22 protein-coding genes and 1 tRNA gene are annotated in these 23,400 nt (G+C 55.3%); 11 read left to right on the forward strand and 12 right to left on the reverse strand.

The window, feature by feature from the left end; all coding sequences use genetic code 11:
• Window positions 1-399: 399 nt before the first annotated feature.
• From ACVWZU_RS11515 to pxcA, 4 genes are all read left to right on the forward strand, one after another.
• Complete coding sequence (locus ACVWZU_RS11515) at window positions 400-756, forward strand: ferredoxin-thioredoxin reductase catalytic domain-containing protein (RefSeq protein ID WP_011432451.1); 357 nt, start codon at window positions 400-402, stop codon at window positions 754-756.
• A gap of 104 nt (window positions 757-860) precedes the next feature.
• Complete coding sequence (locus ACVWZU_RS11520) at window positions 861-977, forward strand: photosystem II reaction center X protein (protein ID WP_011432450.1); 117 nt, start codon at window positions 861-863, stop codon at window positions 975-977.
• 256 nt (window positions 978-1,233) lie between these two features.
• Entirely contained in the window at window positions 1,234-2,637 is a 1,404-nt protein-coding gene (locus ACVWZU_RS11525; RefSeq protein ID WP_457402453.1) for a glycosyltransferase, read from the forward strand.
• 180 nt (window positions 2,638-2,817) lie between these two features.
• Window positions 2,818-4,200, forward strand: coding sequence for a proton extrusion protein PcxA (gene pxcA / locus ACVWZU_RS11530; protein WP_457444990.1), 1,383 nt, complete (start codon window positions 2,818-2,820; stop codon window positions 4,198-4,200).
• An 8-nt stretch (window positions 4,201-4,208) separates the two neighbouring features.
• Here pxcA and ACVWZU_RS11535 read toward each other — a convergent pair whose 3' ends face one another.
• Window positions 4,209-4,814: a DUF721 domain-containing protein gene (locus ACVWZU_RS11535; protein WP_457444992.1), complete on the reverse strand. Its 606-nt coding sequence runs from the start codon at window positions 4,812-4,814 to the stop codon at window positions 4,209-4,211.
• Between the two features lie 33 nt (window positions 4,815-4,847).
• On the reverse strand, window positions 4,848-6,692 hold the full coding sequence (locus ACVWZU_RS11540; protein WP_457444994.1) for a mechanosensitive ion channel domain-containing protein: 1,845 nt from the start codon (window positions 6,690-6,692) through the stop codon (window positions 4,848-4,850).
• Here ACVWZU_RS11540 and ACVWZU_RS11545 point away from each other — a divergent pair.
• Entirely contained in the window at window positions 6,674-6,805 is a 132-nt protein-coding gene (locus tag ACVWZU_RS11545; protein ID WP_414343450.1) for a hypothetical protein, read from the forward strand. The two genes, ACVWZU_RS11540 and ACVWZU_RS11545, sit on opposite strands and share 19 nt — an antisense overlap.
• Here the strand turns inward: ACVWZU_RS11545 and uvrB are convergent.
• Together uvrB and ACVWZU_RS11555 are read right to left on the reverse strand one after the other, a co-directional pair.
• A complete protein-coding gene (gene uvrB / locus ACVWZU_RS11550; protein WP_457444996.1) occupies window positions 6,802-8,889 on the reverse strand; it encodes an excinuclease ABC subunit UvrB in 2,088 nt (695 codons plus the stop codon). The genes ACVWZU_RS11545 and uvrB overlap by 4 nt on opposite strands.
• A 41-nt stretch (window positions 8,890-8,930) precedes the next feature.
• The gene (locus ACVWZU_RS11555; RefSeq protein WP_457444998.1) at window positions 8,931-9,080 is read right to left on the reverse strand and encodes a hypothetical protein; all 150 of its coding nucleotides are present in this window, start codon (window positions 9,078-9,080) and stop codon (window positions 8,931-8,933) included.
• Between the two features lie 122 nt (window positions 9,081-9,202).
• Here ACVWZU_RS11555 and ACVWZU_RS11560 point away from each other — a divergent pair, with 122 nt between their 5' ends.
• Window positions 9,203-11,023 carry a DUF3352 domain-containing protein gene (locus ACVWZU_RS11560; RefSeq protein ID WP_457445000.1) on the forward strand — a complete coding sequence of 607 codons (1,821 nt, stop codon included), beginning with the start codon at window positions 9,203-9,205 and terminating at the stop codon, window positions 11,021-11,023.
• A gap of 3 nt (window positions 11,024-11,026) precedes the next feature.
• Here the strand turns inward: ACVWZU_RS11560 and ACVWZU_RS11565 are convergent, their stop codons facing one another.
• A complete protein-coding gene (locus ACVWZU_RS11565) occupies window positions 11,027-11,470 on the reverse strand; it encodes an ATP-binding protein (RefSeq protein WP_011432443.1) in 444 nt (147 codons plus the stop codon).
• Between the two features lie 141 nt (window positions 11,471-11,611).
• On the opposite strand from ACVWZU_RS11565, the gene petP reads away from it, so the two are divergent.
• The 5 genes from petP to ACVWZU_RS11590 all read left to right on the forward strand — a co-directional run bounded on the left by petP (window position 11,612) and on the right by ACVWZU_RS11590 (window position 14,293).
• A complete protein-coding gene (petP, locus tag ACVWZU_RS11570) occupies window positions 11,612-11,809 on the forward strand; it encodes a cytochrome b6f subunit PetP (protein ID WP_041436278.1) in 198 nt (65 codons plus the stop codon).
• A 37-nt stretch (window positions 11,810-11,846) separates the two neighbouring features.
• Entirely contained in the window at window positions 11,847-12,176 is a 330-nt protein-coding gene (locus ACVWZU_RS11575) for an HU family DNA-binding protein (protein ID WP_238376891.1), read from the forward strand.
• Between the two features lie 12 nt (window positions 12,177-12,188).
• A complete protein-coding gene (locus ACVWZU_RS11580; RefSeq protein WP_457445002.1) occupies window positions 12,189-13,649 on the forward strand; it encodes a DASH family cryptochrome in 1,461 nt (486 codons plus the stop codon).
• A gap of 99 nt (window positions 13,650-13,748) precedes the next feature.
• Window positions 13,749-13,820: transfer RNA gene (locus ACVWZU_RS11585), tRNA-Met, on the forward strand.
• A 161-nt stretch (window positions 13,821-13,981) separates the two neighbouring features.
• A complete protein-coding gene (locus ACVWZU_RS11590) occupies window positions 13,982-14,293 on the forward strand; it encodes a hypothetical protein (RefSeq protein WP_457445004.1) in 312 nt (103 codons plus the stop codon).
• Between the two features lie 22 nt (window positions 14,294-14,315).
• Here ACVWZU_RS11590 and ACVWZU_RS11595 read toward each other — a convergent pair whose 3' ends face one another.
• The 7 genes from ACVWZU_RS11595 to ACVWZU_RS11625 form a co-directional block, all read right to left on the reverse strand.
• On the reverse strand, window positions 14,316-15,101 hold the full coding sequence (locus tag ACVWZU_RS11595; protein WP_457445006.1) for a DeoR/GlpR family DNA-binding transcription regulator: 786 nt from the start codon (window positions 15,099-15,101) through the stop codon (window positions 14,316-14,318).
• 25 nt (window positions 15,102-15,126) lie between these two features.
• Window positions 15,127-15,996 carry a carbohydrate ABC transporter permease gene (locus tag ACVWZU_RS11600; RefSeq protein ID WP_457445008.1) on the reverse strand — a complete coding sequence of 290 codons (870 nt, stop codon included), beginning with the start codon at window positions 15,994-15,996 and terminating at the stop codon, window positions 15,127-15,129.
• Window positions 15,993-16,841 (reverse strand): carbohydrate ABC transporter permease, encoded by an 849-nt coding sequence (locus tag ACVWZU_RS11605; RefSeq protein ID WP_457445010.1) that lies wholly within the window; start codon window positions 16,839-16,841, stop codon window positions 15,993-15,995. Before ACVWZU_RS11605 ends, ACVWZU_RS11600 begins: the two co-directional genes overlap by 4 nt.
• A 125-nt stretch (window positions 16,842-16,966) precedes the next feature.
• Window positions 16,967-18,286 carry an ABC transporter substrate-binding protein gene (locus tag ACVWZU_RS11610; RefSeq protein ID WP_457445012.1) on the reverse strand — a complete coding sequence of 440 codons (1,320 nt, stop codon included), beginning with the start codon at window positions 18,284-18,286 and terminating at the stop codon, window positions 16,967-16,969.
• A gap of 690 nt (window positions 18,287-18,976) precedes the next feature.
• Window positions 18,977-19,621 carry a Rho termination factor gene (locus ACVWZU_RS11615; protein ID WP_457445014.1) on the reverse strand — a complete coding sequence of 215 codons (645 nt, stop codon included), beginning with the start codon at window positions 19,619-19,621 and terminating at the stop codon, window positions 18,977-18,979.
• Window positions 19,614-20,972, reverse strand: a complete 1,359-nt coding sequence (locus tag ACVWZU_RS11620) for an AAA family ATPase (RefSeq protein ID WP_414399919.1) — start codon at window positions 20,970-20,972, stop codon at window positions 19,614-19,616. Before ACVWZU_RS11620 ends, ACVWZU_RS11615 begins: the two co-directional genes overlap by 8 nt.
• Before the next feature lie 46 nt (window positions 20,973-21,018).
• Window positions 21,019-23,226, reverse strand: coding sequence for a phosphoketolase family protein (locus tag ACVWZU_RS11625; protein WP_457445016.1), 2,208 nt, complete (start codon window positions 23,224-23,226; stop codon window positions 21,019-21,021).
• Window positions 23,227-23,400: the final 174 nt, after the last annotated feature.

Below are 23,400 nucleotides of genomic sequence, written 5' to 3' on the forward strand. Positions count from 1 at the left end.
GTGGATCGAACTGCACGGGCGGTCGGAAGCAGGAACCCGCCGAGACGACTGCGCAAGGAGCCATCCATGCGCAGCGTGGTAGGAATCTCCGGCCTAAAGGCCGGGGAGGATGTCAAGGTATTCTGTAGAGTACGCCAAGGCTGGCTCTTGCTACGGCCCCTAGATGTTGCCTTGTGTAACAGCAAGGGCATAATCTTTTGTCCTGCCTAGAGGTCTGCTGTACAACGAAGAGCGAGATACAGCTTTTCTCGACGTTGTGGGAGGTCTGTGGAGTTATCTGTGGAGTTAATAGAATCCCGGCCCCCTACACGTCTGTACTGGCTTCGGGAGGCGTCGTCGGAAAAAGCTGTGAACCCCATTGCTAGCAACAGCCGGTTAGTTCCACTTTTGGGAATCGTCATGGAAAGTCGTGGTTACAAAAAGTCCTCACAGAAGAGCTTTGAGTTGATGCGGCATTTCGCAGAAACCTACGCCAAACGCTCCGAGACCTTTTTCTGCTCGGATCCATCAATTACGACGGCGGTGATCGAAGGCTTGGCTCTGCACAAAGAGCAATTGGGCGCCCCGCTGTGTCCCTGTCGTTTTTATGAAGACAAAGAGGCAGAAGCAAAAGCAGGCTATTGGAATTGCCCCTGTGTACCCATGCGGGAGCGAAAGGAATGTCACTGTATGCTGTTCTTAACGCCGGATAACCCCTTTGCCGGCAAGAGCCAAACCCTAGAGGAGGTGCCCCTGGAATACCAAACTACCAAATGACAGCGCCCGGCAGGGACAAAGGCAGGCTTTGGAAGGGTGACAGGGCTCGGTATAATCGAAAAGCCGTTGGGCAATGGTTATTTGCACGAGGAGGAAACGCTTTTATGACTCCCTCACTTGCTAACTTCCTCTGGAGCTTGGTGGCTGGTGCAGTTGTGCTGGGGGCTCTCTTTGGCGCCATCATCTTTGTCAGCCAAAGGGATAAAGTGCGTCGTCGCTGAGATCCCCGCTCGTTGGCACTTGCCCGCCAATGCTTCCCTTTTCCCTGTACTGCTATCGCTGGGTGGGGAGAGACTGGGGTGGCAAGATGTGGCTGCGGTACGCAATCGCTGGAGGGCTTCGCCCCTGTTGTCGGGGATCCAGCTGGGTTGGGTGACCAACAGATTGAGATCTAAGGTGCTTGAAGCCGTTGTTGCAAACGATCACACCTTATGATCGAAGACTATCCAGCGATACCCCAGGGATCCCTTGCCAGCGTTGACCCACCCCTTGTATTACTGGCGGCAAAAAAACCGCTACTACCACGAGGATCTGGAGCGGCTGCATCGCTTTTTTGTCCCTGCCGGTTTGCGCATCTTGGAGATTGGTTCCGGCACGGGATCCCTGCTCAATGCCTTGCAGCCCAGCTTCGGGGTGGGGATCGACCGGGATGCGGACATTGTTGCCCAAGCTCAGGCAGAGTTTCCCCATCTCCATTTCCGGGTGCAAGATGCCCACACCTTGGACAAAGAGGATCCCGTCTTGGCGGAGCCTTTTGATGTGATCTTGCTCGTCAATACCCTGGGCTACCTGGCCGACATCCAGCAGGTTCTCCAGCAGTTGCGCCGCTTCTGTACCCCACGCACCCGCCTGATCCTCTCCCACCACAACCCGCTCTGGGAGCCGATTCTGGGCTTGGCAACCGCTCTGAAGCAACGGATGCCTCTGCCGGCAGCCAACTGGTTATCGGCAGCCGATGTGGCCAACCTGCTGCACTTGGCAGGATACGAGGTCATTCAGCAGGGCAAGCGGCTGTTGTTGCCGCGGCGGATCCCGTTCCTTTCGACTGTGATCAACCGGGTGATTGCCCCATTGCCCGGGATCAACGCCCTCTGCCTGACAGAGTACACAATCGCTCGCCTGCAGCCCGACCCTGCCTGGGATCCCCCCCCTGAGCAGCAGCCTTCCTGCACCGTGGTGATTCCGGCTCGGAATGAAGCGGGCAACATCCGCCGCTGCGTGGAACATTTGCCCGAGATGGGATCCCGCACCGAGATCATTTTTGTGGAGGGGCATTCCAGCGACGGGACTTGGGCCGAGATCCAGCGGGTACAGGCGGAATACCAAGGGATCCGCAATATCCGGGCTCTACGGCAGGAGGGCAAGGGCAAGGGGGATGCGGTGCGCAAGGGGCTAGCCGCCGCTACAGGGGATGTGTTGATCATCCTCGATGCCGATTTGACGGTACAGGCAGAGGACATGCCCAAGTTTTTCCGGGCTGTGGCTTCTGGGCGGTGCGACTTTGCCAATGGCTGTCGCCTTATCTACCCCCTGAAACCGGAGGCAATGCCTCGGCTGAACCAATGGGCCAATCGTTTTTTTGCCGCTCTCCTCTCCTATATTCTCGGCATCCGCATCAAAGATTCCCTCTGTGGCACCAAGGCCCTGTGGCGGGAGGATTACCAGCAGATTGCCAAGCTGTGCCAAGAGTGGGGGGATTTCGACCCGTTTGGAGATTTTGACCTGTTGCTGGGATCCGCCAAGCGCACCCTGAAGATCCTGGATATCCCCGTGCGCTATTTCCCCAGAACCTATGGTCGCTCCAACATTCACCATGTGCGAGAGGGGCTGCGGCTGCTGCAGATCTGTGGCTTTGCCCTCAAGCGCTTTAAGGGATACTGAAGTTTGCTCTGACCCAAAGGTGCCGGTCTGTACTTCTGTCGAGGCAGGGCCAGTCTCTGCAAGTACTTCTCCACCGTTGGGATTCCCGCCTAGGCACCCAGGACTCGTTACAATAATTAGTCAATCGGATCACTGTAATGTGTGGATCGGCCCCCATGGGGAGTGCCACGGGAACGAGCAATGGGAGAATCCGTATTGAGCAGGCTGGGCCAATGGATCTCGAATACCCCCCTGCGCTCCCTTGACCAAGCTTATGAGGCTGCCCTGCGCATTAAAGCCATCGAGGATCAATACTTCCAGGGAGGATCCATCGGCAGCAACGGGCAACATGGCCAGAATGTCAGCCGCTACTTTCAAATTCAACTGCGCCGGCAACTGCGCCAGATCGATCTGCGTTTGGCAGAGTTCAGAGCCAGCAGCGCCCTTTCTCGCCTGCCGGATCCCGAGCAAAATGGCAGTGGCCCTGTTTCTGCCCAAGATAAAGATCAAGAACGCCATGCCGCTGAGGTCGATGCTCCTGAAAGCAACGGCGAAAACCCTGAGAATGGTCGCCAAAGACGAGATCTTTCCATCTTGGAGAAACTGCAGTTTATCGATCAGGTGACTTCTCGATACAAACGCCCGACCAGAAAATCCCAGCCCATCTCTGCTTCAATTTCCACTTCACCTGAGCCTCTCGAACGGCCAGAACAACCTACCTCAACCCAACCCAGTTCTTCTAATGTCTCTGTCAAGGCAGGCTCCGGCAATGGCGCTGCCCCGGTCGCTTCCAAAGCTGCGATTCTGCCCCGTTCTATTCTGCGCACAGCCAGCCAAATCCGCCGTGAGCTGAGTTCCCAGGCCGAAGAGGAACTGATCCAGGAGTATCGCGAGGCTCGCACTCGCACACTGGTATCGATTCGTTTTCTGTTGTTGTTGGCCGTTTTGCCTCTGCTCACCCAGATCCTCTCGAAAAACTTTCTGTTTGGGCCATTGGTAGATCACTTGCAACAACGGGAGCCTGCCATTGTGGCTCTAAGCCACGAATTCCAAGAAAAAGCCCTGTCAGAGTTCGAGTTTTTCAAGGAAAGAATAGAATTTGAGCGAGCTTTGCACCATCAACCCCCAGAGTGGGATCTGGAATCAGAAGAGCAACTGTCCATGAAGGCAGAGGAACTGCTGAAAAAATATAGCCGTAGGAACTCGGAAGGATTGAAGAATATCCTTGCTGATTTGCTTTCGCTGCTGGTGTTTGGCTGGCTTATCTTTATTGGGCGTGAGGAAATCGAAGTCCTCAAGTCTTTTTTGGATCGTCTGATCTACGGCCTCAGCGACAGTGCCAAGGCTTTCATTATTATTCTCTTTACCGATGTGTTTGTCGGTTATCACTCTCCCCACGGTTGGGAGGTGCTGCTGGGTAATTTGGCTGCCCATTTGGGGGTACCGGAGAACCGCGATTTTATCTACGGCTTTATTGCTACTTTTCCGGTTTTCCTAGATACGCTTTTTAAGTATTGGATCTTTCGCTATCTAAACCGTGTATCGCCGTCTTCGGTGGCCACCTATCGGGCTATGAACGATTGATTTTTGGGTTAACCGGAACAACTGTGGCCGCGCGGGCGCAAGGATTGTCGATGGCAGAACCCGCAGACAAACCAACGCTCCAATTCGGCGGCAGGGGTGGGACAGCGGCAGGCGGGGCAAGGGAACAGGTTCTCCTGGGTTTGTTGTTGCTTCACCACTCTGGCCCAGCGCTCGAAAGCCACTTTCGGGTCGGAGGTGGGCTGTTTTGGATTGGGGCTGCGACAGGATCCAGGGCGTTGTCCATCTTGGTCTGCTAGGCGGGGAGCGCCATAAAACTTGCTGGTCAGCTCCGCATCAGGATGGGGGGCAGCCGGGCTGGATCCCTTGTGCCAGGCACCAGAGCTGAAGCGGATATCGCTGAGGGGAGATTGTAGCCGGCTGTTGAGTTTCCTGAGAATGATCTGGCGTTGCAAGGTTAAGTTTTGTGCCCAGGCCGGGGTAGAGGTGGCCACCTGCAGCACCTGTCGGCGCAGGCTGAGAGGATAGGTTTGGGCGGCTACGGCCTCTCCGACGAGTTCGGGCCAGAGCTGCCGCAGGGTTTGCATTTGCTTCAGTTCAGCCCAATGGGGATGGCTGCCAAAGCTTCCCAGTACCTCATCTAACCGCTGCAACATGGTGTCGATAGGGTGTCAATGGCAGGCAATAGCTTAGGAAACACCATTTTGGTCTTCCGGCGATTGAGCCGCTTCTTTGAGGGCAGAGTGAATGGAGTCGGTATCGGGCAAAGAAGGGGATCCGCCATTTTGACTGAGGGGGGCAAATCCCTCTAGGCTGCGGATATGAATATCTTGTTGCGGGAAGGGGATGCGGATCCCACGTCGCCGAAACTCAGCCTCGATTAGGAAGTTTAGCTCGCTGATCAAGACAAACTGATCTTGAGGACGGTTGATCCACACCAGCAGCTCAAAGTTGAGCGCAGAAGGGCCAAAGGACTTGAGCCAGACTTGGGGGGCAGGGCTGCTCAACACCCGAGCATTTTCTTTGGCTGCGCTGAGCAGAGCTTCGGTGACCAGGGCCGTATCGGAGCCGTAGGCCACGCCGACCGGAATGTGGATGCGACAGCGGGGATCCCGGTAGCTCCAGTTCACCACCTTCGATTCGGTAAAGCGGGAGTTGGGCACGATCACAAAAATGCGATCCAGGGTGCGCAAGACGGTAGCCCGTGGCCCAATGCGCTCCACCGTGCCGAGCAAGTTGTCCACTTCCACCAGATCCCCGATTTGGATGGGGCGCTCCAGCAAAATGGCAATGTAGCTGATGTAGTTGTTGGAGAGGTTTTGCAAACCAAAGCCGATCCCCAAACCCACCGCCCCGGCAATAACCGCCAAGGAGCCCAGATTAAGGCCGCTGAAGGGCAAGACCAGAAGGATGCCGAACAGGGTCAGGATGTACTTGAAGATGGCCGCCGAAGACTCTTGGGTGCCCAGATCCAGCCCCAGGCGTGCCAAAAAGCGCTGCTTGAAGCCAACACTGACGTAGTGGGCGCCAGTGAAAACCAAGATAGAAAGGAGGAGGAAGACCAGCAAGCTGGCAATCGAAACGCTGGAGTTGGGCAGAGGCTGGGTGAGAACGCCCAGAGCCGTGGCGACCACACGACCCAGGCCCAGGTAAAAGGAGCGCTGAAACGGTCGTAGGGCAGGGATGAAGCTGATACCGCGATCCAGCGAGATGCCGGCGATGAGGATCACCCCCACGCCCCGCAGCAGCATCCCACCCACATCAATCCAGGTGCCCCAGGTCTCTCCGGCCTTAAGCTCCAACCAGCGTTGCAGACGGGTTAAGCTGCGGTCGAACAGCCGCCAGAGAAAGAACCCCACCACCAGGGTGGCGATCCCTGCCAAAAGGGTCAGAACCAGCACGCGCGGATCCTGGGCCCGCTGCAGAGCCAGCAGATCTTCGCGGTAATCGGCAATCGCTTGCTCCAACCGCCGCGCCCAACTGTTAGCCACCAGACGCACGTCATTCAGGTTCACCTGACCCAGTGCCACCCTGCGCTCCGCGGCAGCATCGGCATAGGTGACGGTGAACAAATACCGTTGGGTGGCCTCAAAGCGGCCTCTTTCCCCCAGGCGTAAGATGTATTGCCCATTGGTATCCTGGGCCACCCGTACCTCTGGCTCCGGCAACTGGCCTTCTTCGAGAAAGCGCTCGATGATCGCCCGAACGTTGTCGGCCCGCACATCGCTGGGGTAGTCTGCCGTCTGCAGGCGGAACACCGGTATGTTCCCGACCAGCACTTCTGTGCCCTCTTGGCCGGTCAAAGGGATCCCGACTGGGCTGGGGGCTGGGGCAGGGGATCCCTCAGGAGTTGGCGCTTCAGCCGGTGTGGGTCGGGGATCGGCCAGGAAAAAGTTGGGATCCCGAAATTCAAGGGCTTGAGCCAAGGGGATCCCTGAGGAGGCAGAGGCGACGGCAGGGGTAAGCCAGAGACCTATCCCCACCGTCAGCCCAATCAAGAGAACTGCTCGCCGAAATGGGACGGAGTCCTGCATGGCCGGTTTGGTACGAACGCCTATCGATCAATTGGGGATCCCTGGTGCTGCCCCGCAAGCTCATGGTGGCACAAGCCGACCTCAATTTTGGCCGATCTGAGCAAGGATTTTAGGTGCCCTGAGAATGGCCCAGAAGGCGTTGACGCAGCTTTTTGATTCTATCTCGCAGCTCGGCGGCTTCCTCAAATTCTAGGTTTTTGGCGGCCTCTTTCATCTTCAGTTCCAGTTGGCCGATCAGCTCCGGAATCTCGGAGAGAGGGATCTCTTGCGCAGCTTGAAAGGCTTTTTCCAAATCTGGGTCGTTAAGTTTGCGGGAGATGGCCAAAAAAGACAAGATGGCATTGCTGTTTTTCTTGACGATGGGCTTGGGCGTGATGTTGTGTTGGCGGTTGTATTGCAATTGAATTTCGCGGCGACGCTGGGTTTCGGCAATGGCCCGGGCCATGCTGCTGGTCATGGTGTCGGCGTACATCACCACCGTTCCACGGACATTCCGCGCTGCCCGCCCGATCATCTGAATCAGGGAGCGCTCTGCTCGCAAAAACCCTTCTTTGTCGGCATCCAAAATGGCCACCAAAGAAACTTCTGGCAAGTCCAACCCTTCCCGCAGCAAGTTGACCCCCACCAACACGTCAAAGGCCCCTTCTCGAAAATCTTGTAAGATTTCAATTCGCTCAATCGAGGTGATCTCGGAATGCAAATAGCGAACTCGGATCCCTCGCTCCTGGAGATATTCTGTGAGATCTTCTGCCATCCGTTTGGTGAGGGTGGTCACGATCACCCGTTCGGCAGATCCCTGCTGAGAGCGTTCCAATCGCAAGTAAATTTCTCCCAGCAAATCGTCCACTTGCCCAGCCGTGGGGCGCACATGCACCTCGGGATCCACCACCCCAGTGGGCCGAATCACCTGTTCGATAACCCGACCGCTGCCCTGCACATAAAACTTCAAGGTCTTGCCATCTTCCACCCGGGTTTCAAATTGGGCCTCGCTCTGCTCCAGTTCCCAGTTGCCGGGAGTAGCCGAAACAAAGATGCACTGATGAACTTTGGCCCAAAACTCTTCGGCTTTGAGGGGGCGATTGTCGAGGGCGCTGGGCAGGCGAAAACCGTGATCCACCAGCACCTGCTTGCGGGCACGGTCGCCATTATACATGCCGCGAATTTGGGGCACGGTCACGTGGGATTCATCCACCACCAGCAGCCAATCGTTGGCCTTGAAATAATCCACCAAGCAGGCGGGGGGCTCTCCTGCTTTGCGTCCCGTTAAATGTCTAGAGTAGTTTTCGATCCCATTGCAATAGCCCACCTCCCGCAGCATTTCTAGGTCGTAGCGGGTGCGCTGTTCCAGCCGTTGGGCTTCCAGGAGCTTGCCTTCTTTGAGAAAGAGGGCCAGTTGCTCTTCCAGTTCTTGCTCGATGTTGAGGATTGCCCGCTCCAGTTGTGCTTCCGGCGTTACAAAGTGCCGAGCAGGATAAACTCTAAGGGCGCTGAGGCTGTTCAAAATCTCACCTGTAACCGGGTCGATTAAGCGAATGGCCTCGATCTCATCCCCAAAAAATTCGATGCGAATTACCCGATCCTCATACGCCGGCACAATTTCCAGCACATCTCCTTTGAGGCGAAATCGCCCTCGCACCAGCTCTAAATCGTTGCGCTCGTACTGGATGCTGGCCAGAGCCCGCAAGACATCCCGTTGGTTGATCTCCTGGCCGACTTTGAAGGGGATGGAAGCCTTCAGGTATTCTTCTGGCATGCCCAGACCATAGATGCAGCTCACCGAGGCCACCACAATCACATCTCGCCGTTCAAACAAGGAGCGGGTAGCCGAGTGCCGCAGCATATCGATTTCATCGTTGATGGAAGAAGATTTGGCGATGTAAGTATCGGTGCTGGGAACATAGGCTTCCGGTTGATAGTAGTCGTAATAGCTGATGAAGTATTCAACGGCATTGTGAGGAAAAAGCTCCCGCAGCTCATTGCACAGTTGTGCTGCCAAAGTCTTATTGTGGGCCATCACTAAGGTGGGCCTGCCCACCTGCTGAATGGTATGGGCGATGGTAAACGTTTTGCCGGTTCCGGTTGCCCCCAGCAAGGTTTGGAAACGATGGCCTTCTGAAATTGACTTCACCAAACCGGCAATTGCCTTAGGTTGATCTCCGGTGGGTTGATAGGGAGAAACCAGTTGAAACTCTGACATGGGTTTGGTTTTCCGATGGGCTTAGATAGCTGCCGGGCTGGTCAGGGCAGGGTTATCTGCGCGTTGGACGCACACAGGGGCGCATTTGGAATGGTGGTGCGGATCACAAAGGCTTGTGGGGTGCCTCTAAACTTGGCCGCCTGCTCAGCGGTGGGCTCCAGCTGGCACACCAGGGTTAGCCTCTGTTCCATGGTAAGGTTTTATCATGCAGGACTGAGGGCAGCGCTTCTTCACTAGGCCTGTTCATGCCAGCAGTGCAGAGCAGTAGGGCCTGGGTACACGCGCTACGTCTCCCTCGGTGAAGAGATGAGATATGGGACGACGGCAACTCTTGCGCGGGATCCTAATCGGGTTGGGTCTTCTGGCCGCCCTGATGGTGTGGGTTGTCGTGTGGCTGCTCACCCGCAGTCCGGTAGCTTTGTTGCTGGCCCACCCGGAGCTGCCACCCATTGTGGGCTTTGCCCCCAGCTCTGCGCAAGCGCTGCTGGTGTTGGCCGTTCCCCTGGACGAGGTGCAAGCGTTTTGGCAAGCGGCAACTCCTGCCCCCCAGCGACGCGCTGCCCGTCAGCAGTGGCAAAAGTTTTTCTCCCCTGAAGGCCCAGGCTGGCTGGGATCCATGCTGGCCGGGGGATCCCTTGATTTCGAGCGGGAGGTGCGGCCCTGGCTGGGGAAGAGCACCCTCTTGGCCAGCTTGCCGGAGTGGGGCACCTTGGTTGCCCTGGAAACGCAGGATGCGGCGCTCTCTCAATTTGAGCTGAACCTGTTGTGGGAACGGCAGAGCTTGGCCGGGAGGCCGGTGCAGGTAGACACTTACAAGGGCATTCAGGTGGTGTCTAGCCCGATTCCGGGCCTGCAGGGTTTCTCGGCAGCCGTTTTCGGCGAGCAATACGTGTTGCTGGCGGAGCAGCCTGCTGCCATTCGCGCCGCCATCGATGCTTGGCAGTTGCCGCAGTTGTCTCTGGTGGCTCAGCCTCTGTTTCAGCAGGTCATCCAGCCCTTGCGGGAGGCGCATGTGGGTTGGGCCTTCTGGCAAAATCCAGAGGCGGTTTCTTCAGATGGGCTGACGTTGCAGGCGGTAGGGCTGGGGTTGGGGGTAAACTTCCGCGGCTTGGTGGCCGAAAGTGCTGCCCTCTGGCATGCGCCTGCCGGGTTCTCCTTGCCGACAGCAGAAGCCTTTCGCCCGCAGATCCTTCAACATCTGCCGGATGAGACCTTGGCGCTGGTTTCCGGAGAGAATCTGGCCTCAGTTTGGCAGAGCCTGGGGCAGATCCAGCCCCTAAATCCCCTGGGGTTGCGGGTGGATCCCGGCCAGTGGCTGCAGCGCTTGCAATCTCAGGTGGCGCTGGACTGGCAGCGTCTGTTGCCGGAACGGGGAGAGTTTGCCTTTGCCCTTTTGCCCGGCGACGGGGATCCAGCCTGGCTGTGGGTCGGTAAGCTGCCGGATGAGTCGGTCGCGACAGCGGGACGGAGTCCTTATTTCGACTTGGATGAGCGGGCACGCGCCCAAGGCTGGCAGGTAATCTCTCTGGCAACGAAGCGTGGCACCGCCACCGCCTGGGCCAAACCAACCATTCCCGCAGGGGGGCAGTCAGAACCCCAGCCGGTGGCGACAGCGGGACAGAGTCCTTACCGCTCTATCCATCGACCGGAGATCCCTGTGTTGGCAGGCGAGCTGCTGGAAGTCAGTGGGAAAGGAGGATCCGCGTCATTGCAGGCGGCAGAGGCTCTCCCCCAGTCGCGTCAGCGGCGCGGAGCGCTAACGCTGCCAGGGATCCCGCTGCCGGCACAGGTGTATCATGCCGATCGCAAAGGCTATTCCTACCTGGCTTCTTCTCTGGCGGCTCTGGAGACGGCCCTCGCGGATCCCCCCTTGAGTGCAAATCGCGCCTGGCGCAAGTTGGTGGCTTCCCTGCCCCACCGCAATTTGGGCTATGGCTATGGATCCCTGGGGTTGCTCTTGGAAAGCGAGCTGCCCGACCCGGTCGCGTCAGCGGCGCGGAGCGCTAAGGGATCCCGCTGGTCATCCACGCGCTTTGCCTTCGCCACCACAGCCCTAGCGGTTTCTGAAGCTCCCTACCCCGATCGGGGCTGCCAGATTACCCAAATGGGCAAGCTGTTTTGGGAGTGGTATTGAGGGTCAGACTATCCAGGGATCCCGGCAGTTGGCGTGGATGTATTTGGCCAGGTAGACCTGGTTGCCTGTTTCATTCCACTCCACAAAGTCGAAGATTTGGGTGAGCAGCAGCATTCCTCGGCCCGACTCTTCGGTTTCCAAGATGTTATGTTGGCATCGGTGGAGCTTCTCTTGGGGACAAAAGCCGGGCCCTTGATCTCGCACCAGCCATTGGTAAAAGGGCTCCGAGCTGGCGTACTCGATGATCACCTTCTTGTTGGGATCGAGGCCGTTGCCGTGGCGGACGGCATTGATGATCGCTTCCTGTAGGCCCAAACGTATTTCCGCTCTCCAGGCAGGAGGGACTTTTGAGATCAAGAGATCGAGGACAGGCTGAGTGTAGAGGGTGGAGGGAAAGCTGATAACGCTCCAGGAGCAGTGGGCGGGTTTGAGGGAAAGGGCAATCACGGAGGCAGTCTTCCCTGGGGCACGGCACTCTGACCCCATTCTAGCAATCCCATCGGGGTCAACCCCAGCAGAGGTGCGGCAGGAGCTCGGCAAGGGGACTTTTGCCGTACCATCTTGAGTGGTAAGTCTCTTCGCGGTTTTATGGCGATCAAGGTTGGAAATAAGGTCAAAGTTCGCTCTGTCCAGGATCGCGGACAAGAAAACCTCAGCGCTCTGGTGGGCAAAGAGGCTGTGGTGCTGGCACGGCGTGTGGTCGATGGCAGCGGTGTCGGCTACATTCTGGAGTTTCCCGATCGCTCTCGACATTGGTTTTTCGAGAGTGAACTGGAGGTGCTCTAAGCCCCTGTCTGTGTTCTGTTGTCTAGAGGGTCGGTCGGTGGCTTCTCCTCCTCATTTGACTCGCCGTTTGCTGGCCCGCCAGATGGCCGCGCAGGTGGATGGCCTGACCGTGGAAATGGCTGCTGCTGCTCTGGAGGCTATGCTGGACAGCATTAGCCAATGCCTGGCCCAGGGGGGATCCGTGCGGCTGGCTCGCTTTGGCACGTTCTCGCTGCGCCATCGTCCCGCCCGGCAAACCTATCATCCGCGCACCAAGGCCCCTGTTCACATCCCGGCTGCCGATGTGCCTCATTTTGTTCCCAGCCCTGAGCTGGGGCGTCCAGCTGGGGTTCGGGTGTCCAAGTCTGAGTCCGCGGGATCCGTGTAGGGTAGCTGCAGAATGACCGTCCTGCTGTGGTTTCGCACCGACTTGCGCCTGCTGGATCACCAGCCGCTGACGCGGGCCTGCCAACAGGGATCCCCTTTGATCCCCTTGTATTGCTTGGATCCCCGCCAGTTCGGCGAGACTTCCCTTGGGCTCCGCCCCAGAACCGGCCCTTTCCGCGGTCAGTTTTTGCTGGAGAGTTTGGCGGATTTGCGGCAGCAGTTGCGGTCGCGCGGCTCGGATTTGGTGATCCGCCAGGGACAGCCGGAACACGTGATCCCCACCTTGGCACAGGAGTGGGGAGTCAAGGCGGTCTACGCCCATGAAGAGGTGGGCACCGAGGAGAAGGAGGTGGCGGCTGCTGTTGAGCGGGCTTTGCGGTCTCTGGGGATCCGGCTGCAGGTTGATTGGGGCCATACCCTCTATCACCCTGAGGATCTCCCCTTTTGTCTCTCGCAACTGCCGGAGCTGTTCACCCGCTTTCGAAAGCAAGTCGAGGGGAGCACCCCCATCCGGGATCCCTTGCCCATTCCCTCGATCCCCCCCCTGCCATCGGGTTTGGATCCCGGCCCTCTGCCTACTTTGGCCTCGCTGGGGCTATCCCCACCTGCCGGGGATCCACGGGCTCGCTTCACCTACACCGGCGGGAGCACTGCTGCCCATGCCCGCCTGCAAACCTACTTTTGGGATCGGGATCGGCTGCGCCTCTACAAAGAAACCCGCAACGGCATGTTGGATCCCGACGATAGCTCCCGGCTTTCTGCTTGGTTGGCGCTGGGCTGCATCTCCCCTCGCACCGTCTATGCCGAGGTCAAGCGTTACGAGCAGGAGCGGGTGCGCAATGAGTCCACCTACTGGCTGGTGTTTGAGCTGCTGTGGCGGGATTATTTTCGGTTTATCTTGGCCAAGCACGGCGCTAAACTGTTCCGTCCCTCTGGGATCCAAGGGATCCCTATCCCTTGGCAGCAGGATTGGCCGCGCTTTCAGGCTTGGTGTCGGGGTGAGACGGGCTACCCCTTGGTGGATGCCAACATGCGGGAGCTGGCGGCTACTGGGTTTATGTCCAACCGGGGACGGCAGAATGTGGCCAGCTTTTTGACCAAGAACCTGGGCATCGACTGGCGCATGGGCGCTGAGTGGTTTGAGTCGCTGCTCATCGACTACGACGTGGCCAGCAACTACGGCAATTGGAACTACACCGCCGGCGTAGGGAACGATGCCCGCGGCTTCCGCTACTTCCACATCCCCAAGCAATCTCGCGAGTACGATCCCAAAGGAGACTATCTGCGCCACTGGTTGCCGGAATTGGCCGGGATCCCGGGGGATAAAATCCACGAGCCCTATCGCCTCACTGCTGCCGAGCAGAAGCAATTTGGAGTCCGATTGGGGGTGGACTACCCTCGCCCACTGGTGGATTTGGAGAAGTCTCTCGCGGCCAACCGACGGGTTTACGAAGCTGCCCTGGCCTGCCGATAGGCATTGCCTTGTCTGGGGCTTCTTCCCGAGAGGGGGCTGAGGGGATTTTCTGAGGCGCAGTTCCGGCCCAAGAGTGCTATTCTAGTTAAGCGCTGTCCTGGCTCAGTAGCTCAGCGGTAGAGCAGGGGACTCATAAGCCCTTGGTCGCGTGTTCAAATCACGCCTGAGCCATCTCTATGAAACCCTTACTAGAGGCCCCTTTCCGTTGTGGAGTAGGGCTTCTGGCTTTTTGGGGCCACTTTGCGCTGTTTCTAGGACTGGGACAAATAGGGTCATTTCGAGTCGGATCAGCCTATTATTTTAGTGAAGCTGATAGTGAAGGATTTGAGCTGGTGGACAGCATCACCAAAGCCACTCTGGAGCGGATCGCTCAAGCCAATGGTCGGCTGAAGTCTGCCAATGTGGGTTTGTCCATCTTGCTCCGCAATAGTCGGCTGTATCTGCGGGGGACGTTACCTCCTAAGCCTGGATCCCTCAAGGATAAGGCGTTTCAGCAGGAGATTGCTTTGGGGTTTCTGGGGATCCGTGCCAATCCGGCGGGGGTGAGTGCGGCAGAGCGGGAGGCTCGCCGGGTGGGGATTGCGCTGCAGGATGGGACGTTTGGTATCATTACCTATCCATTAATTGGCATGAAAAAAACCTGATGCTTTCCCTATGAATGTATTCTTATTGCGCCAAAATACATTGAACCCCTTGCCGTTCGATGTCTTGCACTAAATGGGTGGGAACATCAGCATTTGTAATGATTGCTTTCAACTGCCGGATTTGTCCAACAACCCAAAAGTCAAGTCGCTGGAACTTGGTATGATCCACCAACAAATAAGCCTCTTGAGAGTTCTGAATAGAAGTTTGCTCTAGAATGACCTCATCTTGGACACTAGTAGAAAACAAGCCCTGCTGAGCAGAGACACTACTACAGCTTAAAAACACCTTATCGGCGCGTATAGAATTGAGAGACTGCAATGTCAGAGGGCCATTCAATTGCTTTAGATCATGATTAAGAATTCCACCAGTTAAAAGCACATCTAATTGAGTACACCCCATCAATTCCTCTGATACTAAAACATTATTAGTGACAATGGTTAGATTGCCATAGTTGCGCAATAGCCGTGCCATAAAGGCAATAGTTGTGCCGCTATGTAGGATAATCCGGTCGCCCTCTTTGATTAGTTGTACTGCCGCATTGGCAATGGCAACCTTTGCCTCCACATGATGTTTGATACGGGTACTCCAGGAATAGAGATCATCCAATACCTGAGCTGTTAATAAGGTGGCACCCCCATGATTACGCTTTAGTAGGCCTCGTTTCTCTAGGCCCATCAGATCTCGACGCACTGTCATCTCAGAGACATTGAGACAAACTGCAATCTCAGCAACACTGATCCGCCCTTCCTTACTGATTTCTTCTAAAATGTGCTTCTGTCGCTGACCTGCTGTCATTTTCGAGTGCATTAATTTTCTTCCTAAACAACAGAGCTTACTTTAAGCCAGAGTAGCTAAAGCTTCTGACAAACTGTTTTTGTAGAATCGCAAAAAGAACTACCAGTGGAGAAATAACTAACACGGTAGCAGCCGCTAATTGGGGCCACTGGATCCCACCCTCGCTGGCTGCCAAGATACTGAGTCTGACACTCAAGGGGGCGGCTTTATCAGCGGTTACTAATAACGGTAGCAGAAAATCATTCCAGCGATAAATTATTGAGGCAAATGAGAAAGCTAGCAAACCTGGAATCCCACTAGGAATATAAATATATACTAGAATTTGCAATAAGTTAGCTCCATCAATCCGTGCTGCTTCTTCTAACTCTATTGGCACTCCTCTAAAAGTTTGCCGCATCAAGAAAACCCCAAAGGCAGATCCAAAATATGGAACCATCACCGCCAATACCGTATCATATAATCCCAGTTTTCTGATGATAAAAAAGTTGGGGATGATCAAGGCAGTAATAGGTATCATAATTTGAATCAATAAGATGATAAATAGACAACGCTGACCCGGAAACCTCAAGCGGGCAAAGGCGTACCCTGCCAGTGTAATGGTGACTAATTGTACCGCTAGAGTTCCGAATGCCATGATCAGGGTATTGGCATAACTAGGTGCCAAAATACGCCATGCTCTGGCATAGTTAGCCCAGCTAAGGGTGCCTGCAAACAGACTAGATCCCCTCCCCAACGAAATCTCAGGCGGTCGAAAGGAGATCGCTACGATCCAAATGAGTGGTACCAGCCAGAGCAGCATTAGACCCCAGCTGAGAACAAAGAGGATCCCGTGGGAACGGCGAAAGGTGTACCATCTCTGGGCCAGCATCTTAGCCGTTATCTTTATGATCAGGAACACTGCACTCATTCCTCTATCTGCCTTCTTCCTTCTGATATCCAGTAGGCTAAGATTGTTAGACTTAAGATGATAATCACCAAGATTATGCTCTGGGCATTAGCTAAGTCATAGTCTCCATTACTGAAGGCGATCCGAATGTTGAACAGCAATAGATTTGTGGCATGGTTGGGGCCACCGTCTTTGGTCAGCACTGCAATTTGATCGTAGGTTTGAAATGCATCTGCAAGAGCAATTACTGTCACAAAAAAGATTGTATTTTTTAGCAGTGGAATAACCAAATATATTAGGCTTTCCCAGTCATTTGCCCCATCAATCTTACCAGCCTCCAGCACATCATCAGGCAGATTTTGCAGCCCGGCGAGAAAGAAGATCATGAAATAACTGGTGATCTTCCAGATGGTCATTACCATCACCGCCATTAAGGCCCAGCGGGGGGATCCCAGCCAATTCTGTGCGGGGATCCCCAACCAGCTGATGACCTGGTTGAGCAAGCCAAAGTTGCGGTTATAGATGAACAGCCATATGGTTCCTGCCCCCACCATCGGCAAGATAGCCGGGTAAAAGAAGCCCAGCCGCAGGATCCCCTGCCCTTTTAAAGAGCCATTGACCAGCAGTGCAAAGGCAAAGGCCAAGACCAGACTGACGGGAACAGTCACCCCCACAAAGGTCAGGGTGTTGCTCATTACTCGAGCAAAAATGGGGTTAGCAAACAGGGTTAGATAGTTTGCCAACCCCACAAATGATCCCTGTCGACCGAGAGGATCCGTCCACTTATCCACCGTCAAGCTGCTGATTAGGGCCAACCCCAGTGGCAGTATCGTAAAGGTCACCACCACCACTAGGGTTGGCAACACCAACAGCCAACCCAGCACATACCTAGGCCATGCACGGTTTCGGGATCCCTGATCTAGTTTGGATCCCTTGCAATCGGCCACCAGGGTTTCCTTAATCTCCATGATTGGGGAATCTCAAATTGGGATCAGTCAGGGTAGCGGCTTAGGATGGCATCTGCTTGCGCTTGCGCTTGCTGCATCGCCTCAGCGGGGTCCATCTCTCCGGTGATGCTGGCTTGGATCCCGGCTTTAACGGCATCTGTTACCTTGAGTAGATCATGCACTGCCATCTGTTTAGCTGCATACTTTAACTGATCGAACGCGACCGCTGCTCCGGGAGCATTTTTGAGATAGGCCTGGAAAATTGGATGTTCAAACGAGGAGCGGGTAACCGGCAAATAGCCTGTACCTGCACACCAACGGGCCATGATTTCGGGCTCGGTCAAAAAGCGGATGAACCGCCAGGCTGCTTCTTGTTTTTCAGGATCGCCATTGTTAAAGATGGCCAAGTTTCCCCCACCGGTGATCACCCCAAAGTCTTGCTTGCCGGGAATAAAGGCTACCCCCACCTCAAATTTTCCCGCCGTCTGGTTGAGAATGTTTGTTTGACTGCCGATGGTGTGGTAAATCATGGCAGCCCGACCACTGGTAAAGGCGGCTGGTGTTTCGGCCCAGGGAATGAGGCCATCCGGCATCACCTCATACTCTTTGGCCAAGGCTCGCAAATACTCCAACACCTCCACGGTGGCGGGATCGTCGAAATAGACTCGATTGGCCACTTCTTCATCTGCCCAAGGCCGACCGTTGCCGGCTGCCATGGCTTGAATCACCCAAGCATCAATATCAGATGGAATCTGCACTCCCCAGACGGTGACATTGCCCGACGCATCACGCTGGGTCAATTTTTGGGCATAGTCGATTACCTCGTCCCAGGTGGTGGGGGGCTGATTGGGATCCAGCCCAGCCTTCAAAAACATGTCTTTGTTGTAGTACATCACCGGGGTGCTGCGTTGGAAAGGAATGCTCCAGGTGTGGCCCCGAAAAATTGGATTCTGCATAAATGCTGGGACAAAATCAGCGATGTAATCCTCCCCTTCTGCGGCTATGAAATCGTCTAAGGGAATGATGGCATCGAGATCCACATACATTACTGTGTGCTGGTTGCCGATGATGGCAATATCAGGCAAATCACCACCGCCTCTCAGCAGGGTTTGGATCCGGTCGGTTGTTTCGTCATAGCTACCGGAATAGATGGATGTGATGGCAACATCAGGATTTTGCTGAGTGAAATCATCCACCAATTCATCAAACAATTCAGTGATGGGGCCCGGTACCAGCACCGGATAGAAGAAGGTCAGCTCTGTGGTTGCTTGGGCAGCGACTGAGTATCCCAGGGATCCCACGGCTAGAAGGGAAAAGGTAGCTAATCGGGCAATGGATGACAAAGATAAGGGCTGGGCTCTCATGAGGACTCCTCCGAGGGTCAGGGAAAAGACTGCTTTGAGAGCATGATAAGCAGCTGAGATTAAGGTGAGACTAAGGAGGGGTTAAATTCTGTTAGTATTTTGTTTAATTCTGTATAGTCAAGGCTTAACCTTGCTCGCTTACTCTTGCAGGTGTTGCTGATAGAGAACATCCCACACTAGATCCTCAGATCCAAGGAGTTGATCATGAAGTCCATATTGAAATCTGCTACCCCACTTTTTTTCAGCCCGGTTCCAGCCGTTGAGCTTCGACCTCATAAGTTTATCGAGTCCTCAAACTCTGTAGCTACAAAGCCTCGGATCTGTGGCAGCGTTGGATCCCAATGGGGCCTGACCCTGAACAATATGAGGTTTCAACAGGTCTGGAGCGCTTGATCACGGCCCAGGATCCAGGCGATAAGGGGGGGATCCCTGTGGTCAAGATAATACCGGACGGTTTGGGTCAGGTCGATCTCCAAGATGCTGGTGATCATCCTGTGCATGAGCTCCAGATGGATCCGGTCGTCCTAGGTAAGCAGAGCATACCTGCCATGGAGGCTGTTGTTGAGAGCGGCCAAGGCTGTTTGGGTGGCAGTAGCCATTCAAAGGGAGGCTTGAGGCAGGCATCCCACAGCAAGCGGAGTCGGGCCTCGGTGATGTGGAGAGGAGAATATGTTTTTGAAGGGATCCCTTTCAGCTCTCTCCTTTTTTCCGCGAGCGAGTTGAGGTCGCTTTCTTCGCGCCAGCGGATGCCGCAGATCTCTTGGATGATTTCTTCAGAGTAGGGGGCAACGCTGTAGGAGTTACGAAAAATACTTCCGATAGGGCATCCAGTTTTTTGCCTCGCGTAATTTTGCACCCAAGCTTGGTTATGGGGGTTAAGTCCTGCCACCAACTTCTATCCGCCTCTGCAATCCGGGCAGCTGCAATGGTTACATCGACTCCCTTGAGGGGACTGCTGGGTTGCTCGGCTAGGTATCTTAGCGCAGCCAAGATAGTCTCTCTCGATGTATTGGTCAAATTTACCTTCGGAACAATTTCTTTGGCGAGAATCTGGGCCTGCTTAACCTGCTCTGGATCAGGATCGACAACGATACACCATAGCCTTTCCAGTCCCGCTTCTTGAGCAACTGCATAGACAAAATGGTTACCAATGGCTTTGTACTGATAGTCGCCAGCCTCGACCACCAGCAGAGGAAGCCAGTTGTGTCCTCCTGTTGCCCTTAGCTGATTTGCGGCTGCTGTAACAAGGAAGGAGGGAGCAGAAAACCCATCGGCGGGCGTAATGCTCTCAAGGGGTAAGTTAACCAACCTACCTAGATCTGAAAACTCACTCATCGATAAAGTACTCACGGGCAAGACTCTGGTAGTATTCTAAAACTTTCTTGCGACTAAAGACGGCAGGCCTTCGATCAAAGCTTGCAGAGGATATCACTGCATAGTCAGGTATCCCAAAAATGCTTTTGTTTTCATTACCTCTCTTAAAATGCGGCCAGAAATATGGAAGTAGGTTCATGCTTCTCTCTTGGCTGACAATTTTTTCTATCTCATCATTTGCTCGTTTAATAGCGTTTTCGCTTCTTTCGCTTTCTGAGGGGACGCCGTTGAAAAAGATAGGCAAAGTCCTGGGGCCGCCATCCTGTCGTGACTTAGCAGTTTCTGGAACAAAGCTGGTGATTACTCTAGCAGCATTATTCAGGGAAGACAGATCGTCGGGGCGGGTAGGTATCAAAATAACATCGGCAGCAAAAACACCACTTTGGCTGAAGTAAAGCCATTGAGTTGGGCAGTCGATTAGGATGTAATCATACTCATTGCGAAGAGGGGCAATCAGATCGCGAAGGCGTCGGGTTCCCTTTTGGATATATGCTAGCGACTGGCTGTCGGTCAACGTCTCCAGCTCAGGGTCTCTTGGGATAATGTCGAAGATGGGAAGGGTAGTCTGCTTGCCTTTGAGTCTACATTCGAGTCTATATGTTTGGACAATGGCATGGATGTCTATTTTGGGATCCTTTAAACATTGCGTCAGTGTAATTTTTCCAGGAGTGGCTCCCAAGCTTCTTGTCAGATCACCCTGAGAATCAAAGTCAACAACTAAGACCTTTTTTCCCTTGGTTTTTAGTGCTGCCGCAAGGTTAATGACCGTCGTTGTTTTGCCTACGCCCCCTTTATTGTTATACACGCATACAGTCAGAGCGCGCTCATAGTTTTCTATCTTGTCTCGCAAGTTACGCACTATGCTCTCAATGTTATCTGGATTAATGGAGAAGTTTGCTGTAGCAGGGTAGACGACTTTTCCATGCTTCCTCCAGATCTGGATGTTGTTTGCATTGGTGATAATTCCCCATTTTGCAGATTTGCAGTTCTCGCCGAGCAGGTAGCTTTCTATTTGACAAACTGCATCCCTATAGTAAGATCCTTCTTTGAGGTTGACTACTCTGGATTTTGCCTCCAAAAGCAAGTAGGGGTTCCTTTGGGAGTTAAAGAAAGTATCTTCAGGATCTTCGTTCTTTCTTGCGGCGAGGTCGACCTGGCCACAACCTGTCTCGAATTCATATCTAATTTCCAAGTCGTGAAAGCCAAGCGCATGCAGGAGGGGAACAGCAAAGTGTTGGACAATAACTCGCTCTACCCTCTCGGTGGGAGATATCCTCTCAAGCTTCTCTCGGAGATAGCTAGCCTCAGTCATAGGAAAAAATAAGGTGGACAATGCTAACCAAGCTAAAAGCTCGCCCTCAGCATAGCAGTTGCTTGGCTCGTTCTGACAGTGCCTGAGCTGTCAGGCCGTTGTAGTCCATCAATTCGGCGGGGGTGGCGGTGGTTTCGCCGCGTTTCCAAGCGAAGAAATCCCGCGGGCCGGCATAGCGCAACATCAAGGGTTCGAGCATCAGGCTAGATCCGCCTGTTACGCCGATGAGGGCCTCGCCGGCAAACCAAGCGGCAAATTCTTGGTCGGACATGAATTCCCCATCTGGCTGGGCACAGGTGGACCAGGCCACGTCGCCGGGGCGATACAGACGGCGGGGGTTAATCACCGAGACGATTTTGCAGCCGATCCCTTGGGCTTGGAGCTGCTCAGCCGCCTCGAACACGGGCAGGAGAATCATATCCCCCACCACGGCAAAGACGACGGTTCGGGATCCGGGAAACTCCTGAAGGACGATGCAGCCTTGCTCTACTGCTTGGCGAGCTTGTTCGAGGGTGGTGCGGATGGGCAGGGGGGTTTTGCTGGCGATGATAGGGATCCCTTTGTTGCAGGTGGATAGGGCCCATTCGTAGGCAGCTTGGGCACAGTTGGCATCCGGCGGGAAGAGGGGAAAGATGTTGCCGTTGCGCATCATGGCTGCCAGGTAGGCTTCAATTTCCGGGCGTTGGTGGGTCCAGCCGTTACGCCCCTGTTCCAAAGCGCCGGCAGTGAAGAGGGCAATGGCCGAGGGGGTGGGTCGGCGTAGCTCTGCCATGGCTTGGGTTACTGTCTGCCAGATGGGTAGGCCGTTGACGGCAAAGGACTCGTAGGAGCACCACAGGGAGCGTCCGCCGAAGAGCGCCAGGCCCGCCGTCAGTCCTGCGCAGGCATCTTCGCTCAGGGGCTCATAGACTTGTCCTTGGGGCTGTTGGTTGTAGAGGGGATCCACCGTGGGGTGAATCACCTTGAGACCTTGGTTCACATTGGCGATGCCGGAAGCTTCGTTGCCGTCGGCATTGGCCACCAAAAAGTCGGGATCCTTCTGCCCCACCTGCACCACCAGGGATCCGATGGCCGTGGTGGAAACCTGCTTGTCCCCCAGGGGAAACTCCGTCAGGTTCAGGGATCCCAAAGGCGGCAAAGGCCGAACGAACTCTGTAACCGCCACCTTGGCGGCTGGCCCCCCGGCTGCCCGTTGGCAGTTTTGTCGCACCAGGGCCCAAGCTGCCGGATGTAAGGCCCGCGCCCGCAGAGCCGCCACAATGTCCGGGTGATCCAGAGTGTGGTGGCCGTAGAGGTTGTGGGACTTGGAGCCCTTGGCATGTACCCCAGCCCCCTTCAGTTGCTTGAGGATGAAAACCGTTAATTGTCCGCTCAGGGCTGATTGGATGGCTCGCTCCATTTCGATCAGCACCCTTTGGGCAAAGGCAAGGCGGGCTTCTAGGGAAAACTGAGTGCTGTCGACGTAAGGGCCAGGCTGTTGGGCATCGTCAAAGTCCTTGGCATCCACCAACACCACTTCCTCAAAGCCGTTGCCCCGCCAATACTCGGCCATCTGGGCGTTGCTGGCGGTGGAGATCATGCTGTGGTGTTCTTGGCTGTAGCCATTCCAAACCAGTACCGGCAGGAAGTTGGTGCGCTGCGGGAAAGCCGTGTGGAAGTGAATCATGGAGCTCATCACATAGGGCTCTCCCAGGCCGCCATCCCCAATCGTGACCGGGAAGAGACGATCTGGATAGAGTAATGCCCCCGCCATGGCAAAGTGCTGCCCCTGCCCAAGCGGCCCAGCCGGCGCCAGCAGTCCGGGAATGTAGCCAGAGAGGTGACCCAACAGCCCTTCCCGTTCTCGAAAACGGGCCCGCAGGTCGGCGACGGTGTGGATGCCCATCTCGGCCAGGGATCCATCCAAAAACATGGCCGCGTAAAAGCCCGGCGCGTGGTGCCCAACTTCGGTGGGGATGTTCTTCTGGCCCAGGTACACCAGAGCTGCATAGGCTTCTGCTTGGCTGGCAAATCCCCCTGGGTGGCCTGAGGCTTTGCTGGCGGTCATTTGCAGGGTGAGGTAGCGCAAGGCATCGGCATAGAGCAAGGTTTGGTAGGCGGCCATACGACTGCCGGGATCCCTCAGTTTCCCGGTGCCGGCATCCACTGCAGGGGCCTGGCCCAGGCGGTCAAATTCCGGCCAGGGATCCCCGAAGTACTGGATCCCTTCGCAAAAGGCGGGGACTTGGGCAGTTGCCTCCTGAGCCAGTGTCATCGGTTCAGCCTCACGCTTGTTGGGTTATTCACACTCACTGTAAACCCGATAACGCTTTTTGGATGTTGTAAACTACCCAACCCTGACTGCTTCGCAGTACAGGGCGGGCTTTCGGTAGCCCTGCAGTTGGCAAGCCAACCACGAACCTCTAGGCTGGTTTACGACAGCCCCCAA

The organism is Thermostichus sp. MS-CIW-26, from assembly GCF_054059115.1.

Excerpts from the sequence above, each read along its gene's own strand:
- ACVWZU_RS11625 (WP_457445016.1), bottom strand. The coding sequence starts at position 23,226 with ATGACACTGGCTCAGGAGGCAACTGCCCAAGTCCCCGCCTTTTGCGAA.
- ACVWZU_RS11595 (WP_457445006.1), bottom strand. The coding sequence starts at position 15,101 with ATGCACTCGAAAATGACAGCAGGTCAGCGACAGAAGCACATTTTAGAA.
- ACVWZU_RS11620 (WP_414399919.1), bottom strand. The coding sequence starts at position 20,972 with ATGACTGAGGCTAGCTATCTCCGAGAGAAGCTTGAGAGGATATCTCCC.
- ACVWZU_RS11545 (WP_414343450.1), top strand. The coding sequence starts at position 6,674 with ATGGGACGGAGTCCTGCATGGCCGGTTTGGTACGAACGCCTATCGATC.
- ACVWZU_RS11515 (WP_011432451.1), top strand. The coding sequence starts at position 400 with ATGGAAAGTCGTGGTTACAAAAAGTCCTCACAGAAGAGCTTTGAGTTG.
- ACVWZU_RS11535 (WP_457444992.1), bottom strand. The coding sequence starts at position 4,814 with ATGTTGCAGCGGTTAGATGAGGTACTGGGAAGCTTTGGCAGCCATCCC.
- petP (WP_041436278.1), top strand. The coding sequence starts at position 11,612 with ATGGCGATCAAGGTTGGAAATAAGGTCAAAGTTCGCTCTGTCCAGGAT.
- ACVWZU_RS11540 (WP_457444994.1), bottom strand. The coding sequence starts at position 6,692 with ATGCAGGACTCCGTCCCATTTCGGCGAGCAGTTCTCTTGATTGGGCTG.
- ACVWZU_RS11615 (WP_457445014.1), bottom strand. The coding sequence starts at position 19,621 with ATGAGTGAGTTTTCAGATCTAGGTAGGTTGGTTAACTTACCCCTTGAG.
- pxcA (WP_457444990.1), top strand. The coding sequence starts at position 2,818 with ATGGGAGAATCCGTATTGAGCAGGCTGGGCCAATGGATCTCGAATACC.
- ACVWZU_RS11610 (WP_457445012.1), bottom strand. The coding sequence starts at position 18,286 with ATGAGAGCCCAGCCCTTATCTTTGTCATCCATTGCCCGATTAGCTACC.
- ACVWZU_RS11560 (WP_457445000.1), top strand. The coding sequence starts at position 9,203 with ATGGGACGACGGCAACTCTTGCGCGGGATCCTAATCGGGTTGGGTCTT.
- uvrB (WP_457444996.1), bottom strand. The coding sequence starts at position 8,889 with ATGTCAGAGTTTCAACTGGTTTCTCCCTATCAACCCACCGGAGATCAA.
- ACVWZU_RS11520 (WP_011432450.1), top strand. The coding sequence starts at position 861 with ATGACTCCCTCACTTGCTAACTTCCTCTGGAGCTTGGTGGCTGGTGCA.
- ACVWZU_RS11555 (WP_457444998.1), bottom strand. The coding sequence starts at position 9,080 with ATGGAACAGAGGCTAACCCTGGTGTGCCAGCTGGAGCCCACCGCTGAG.
- ACVWZU_RS11580 (WP_457445002.1), top strand. The coding sequence starts at position 12,189 with ATGACCGTCCTGCTGTGGTTTCGCACCGACTTGCGCCTGCTGGATCAC.
- ACVWZU_RS11600 (WP_457445008.1), bottom strand. The coding sequence starts at position 15,996 with ATGAGTGCAGTGTTCCTGATCATAAAGATAACGGCTAAGATGCTGGCC.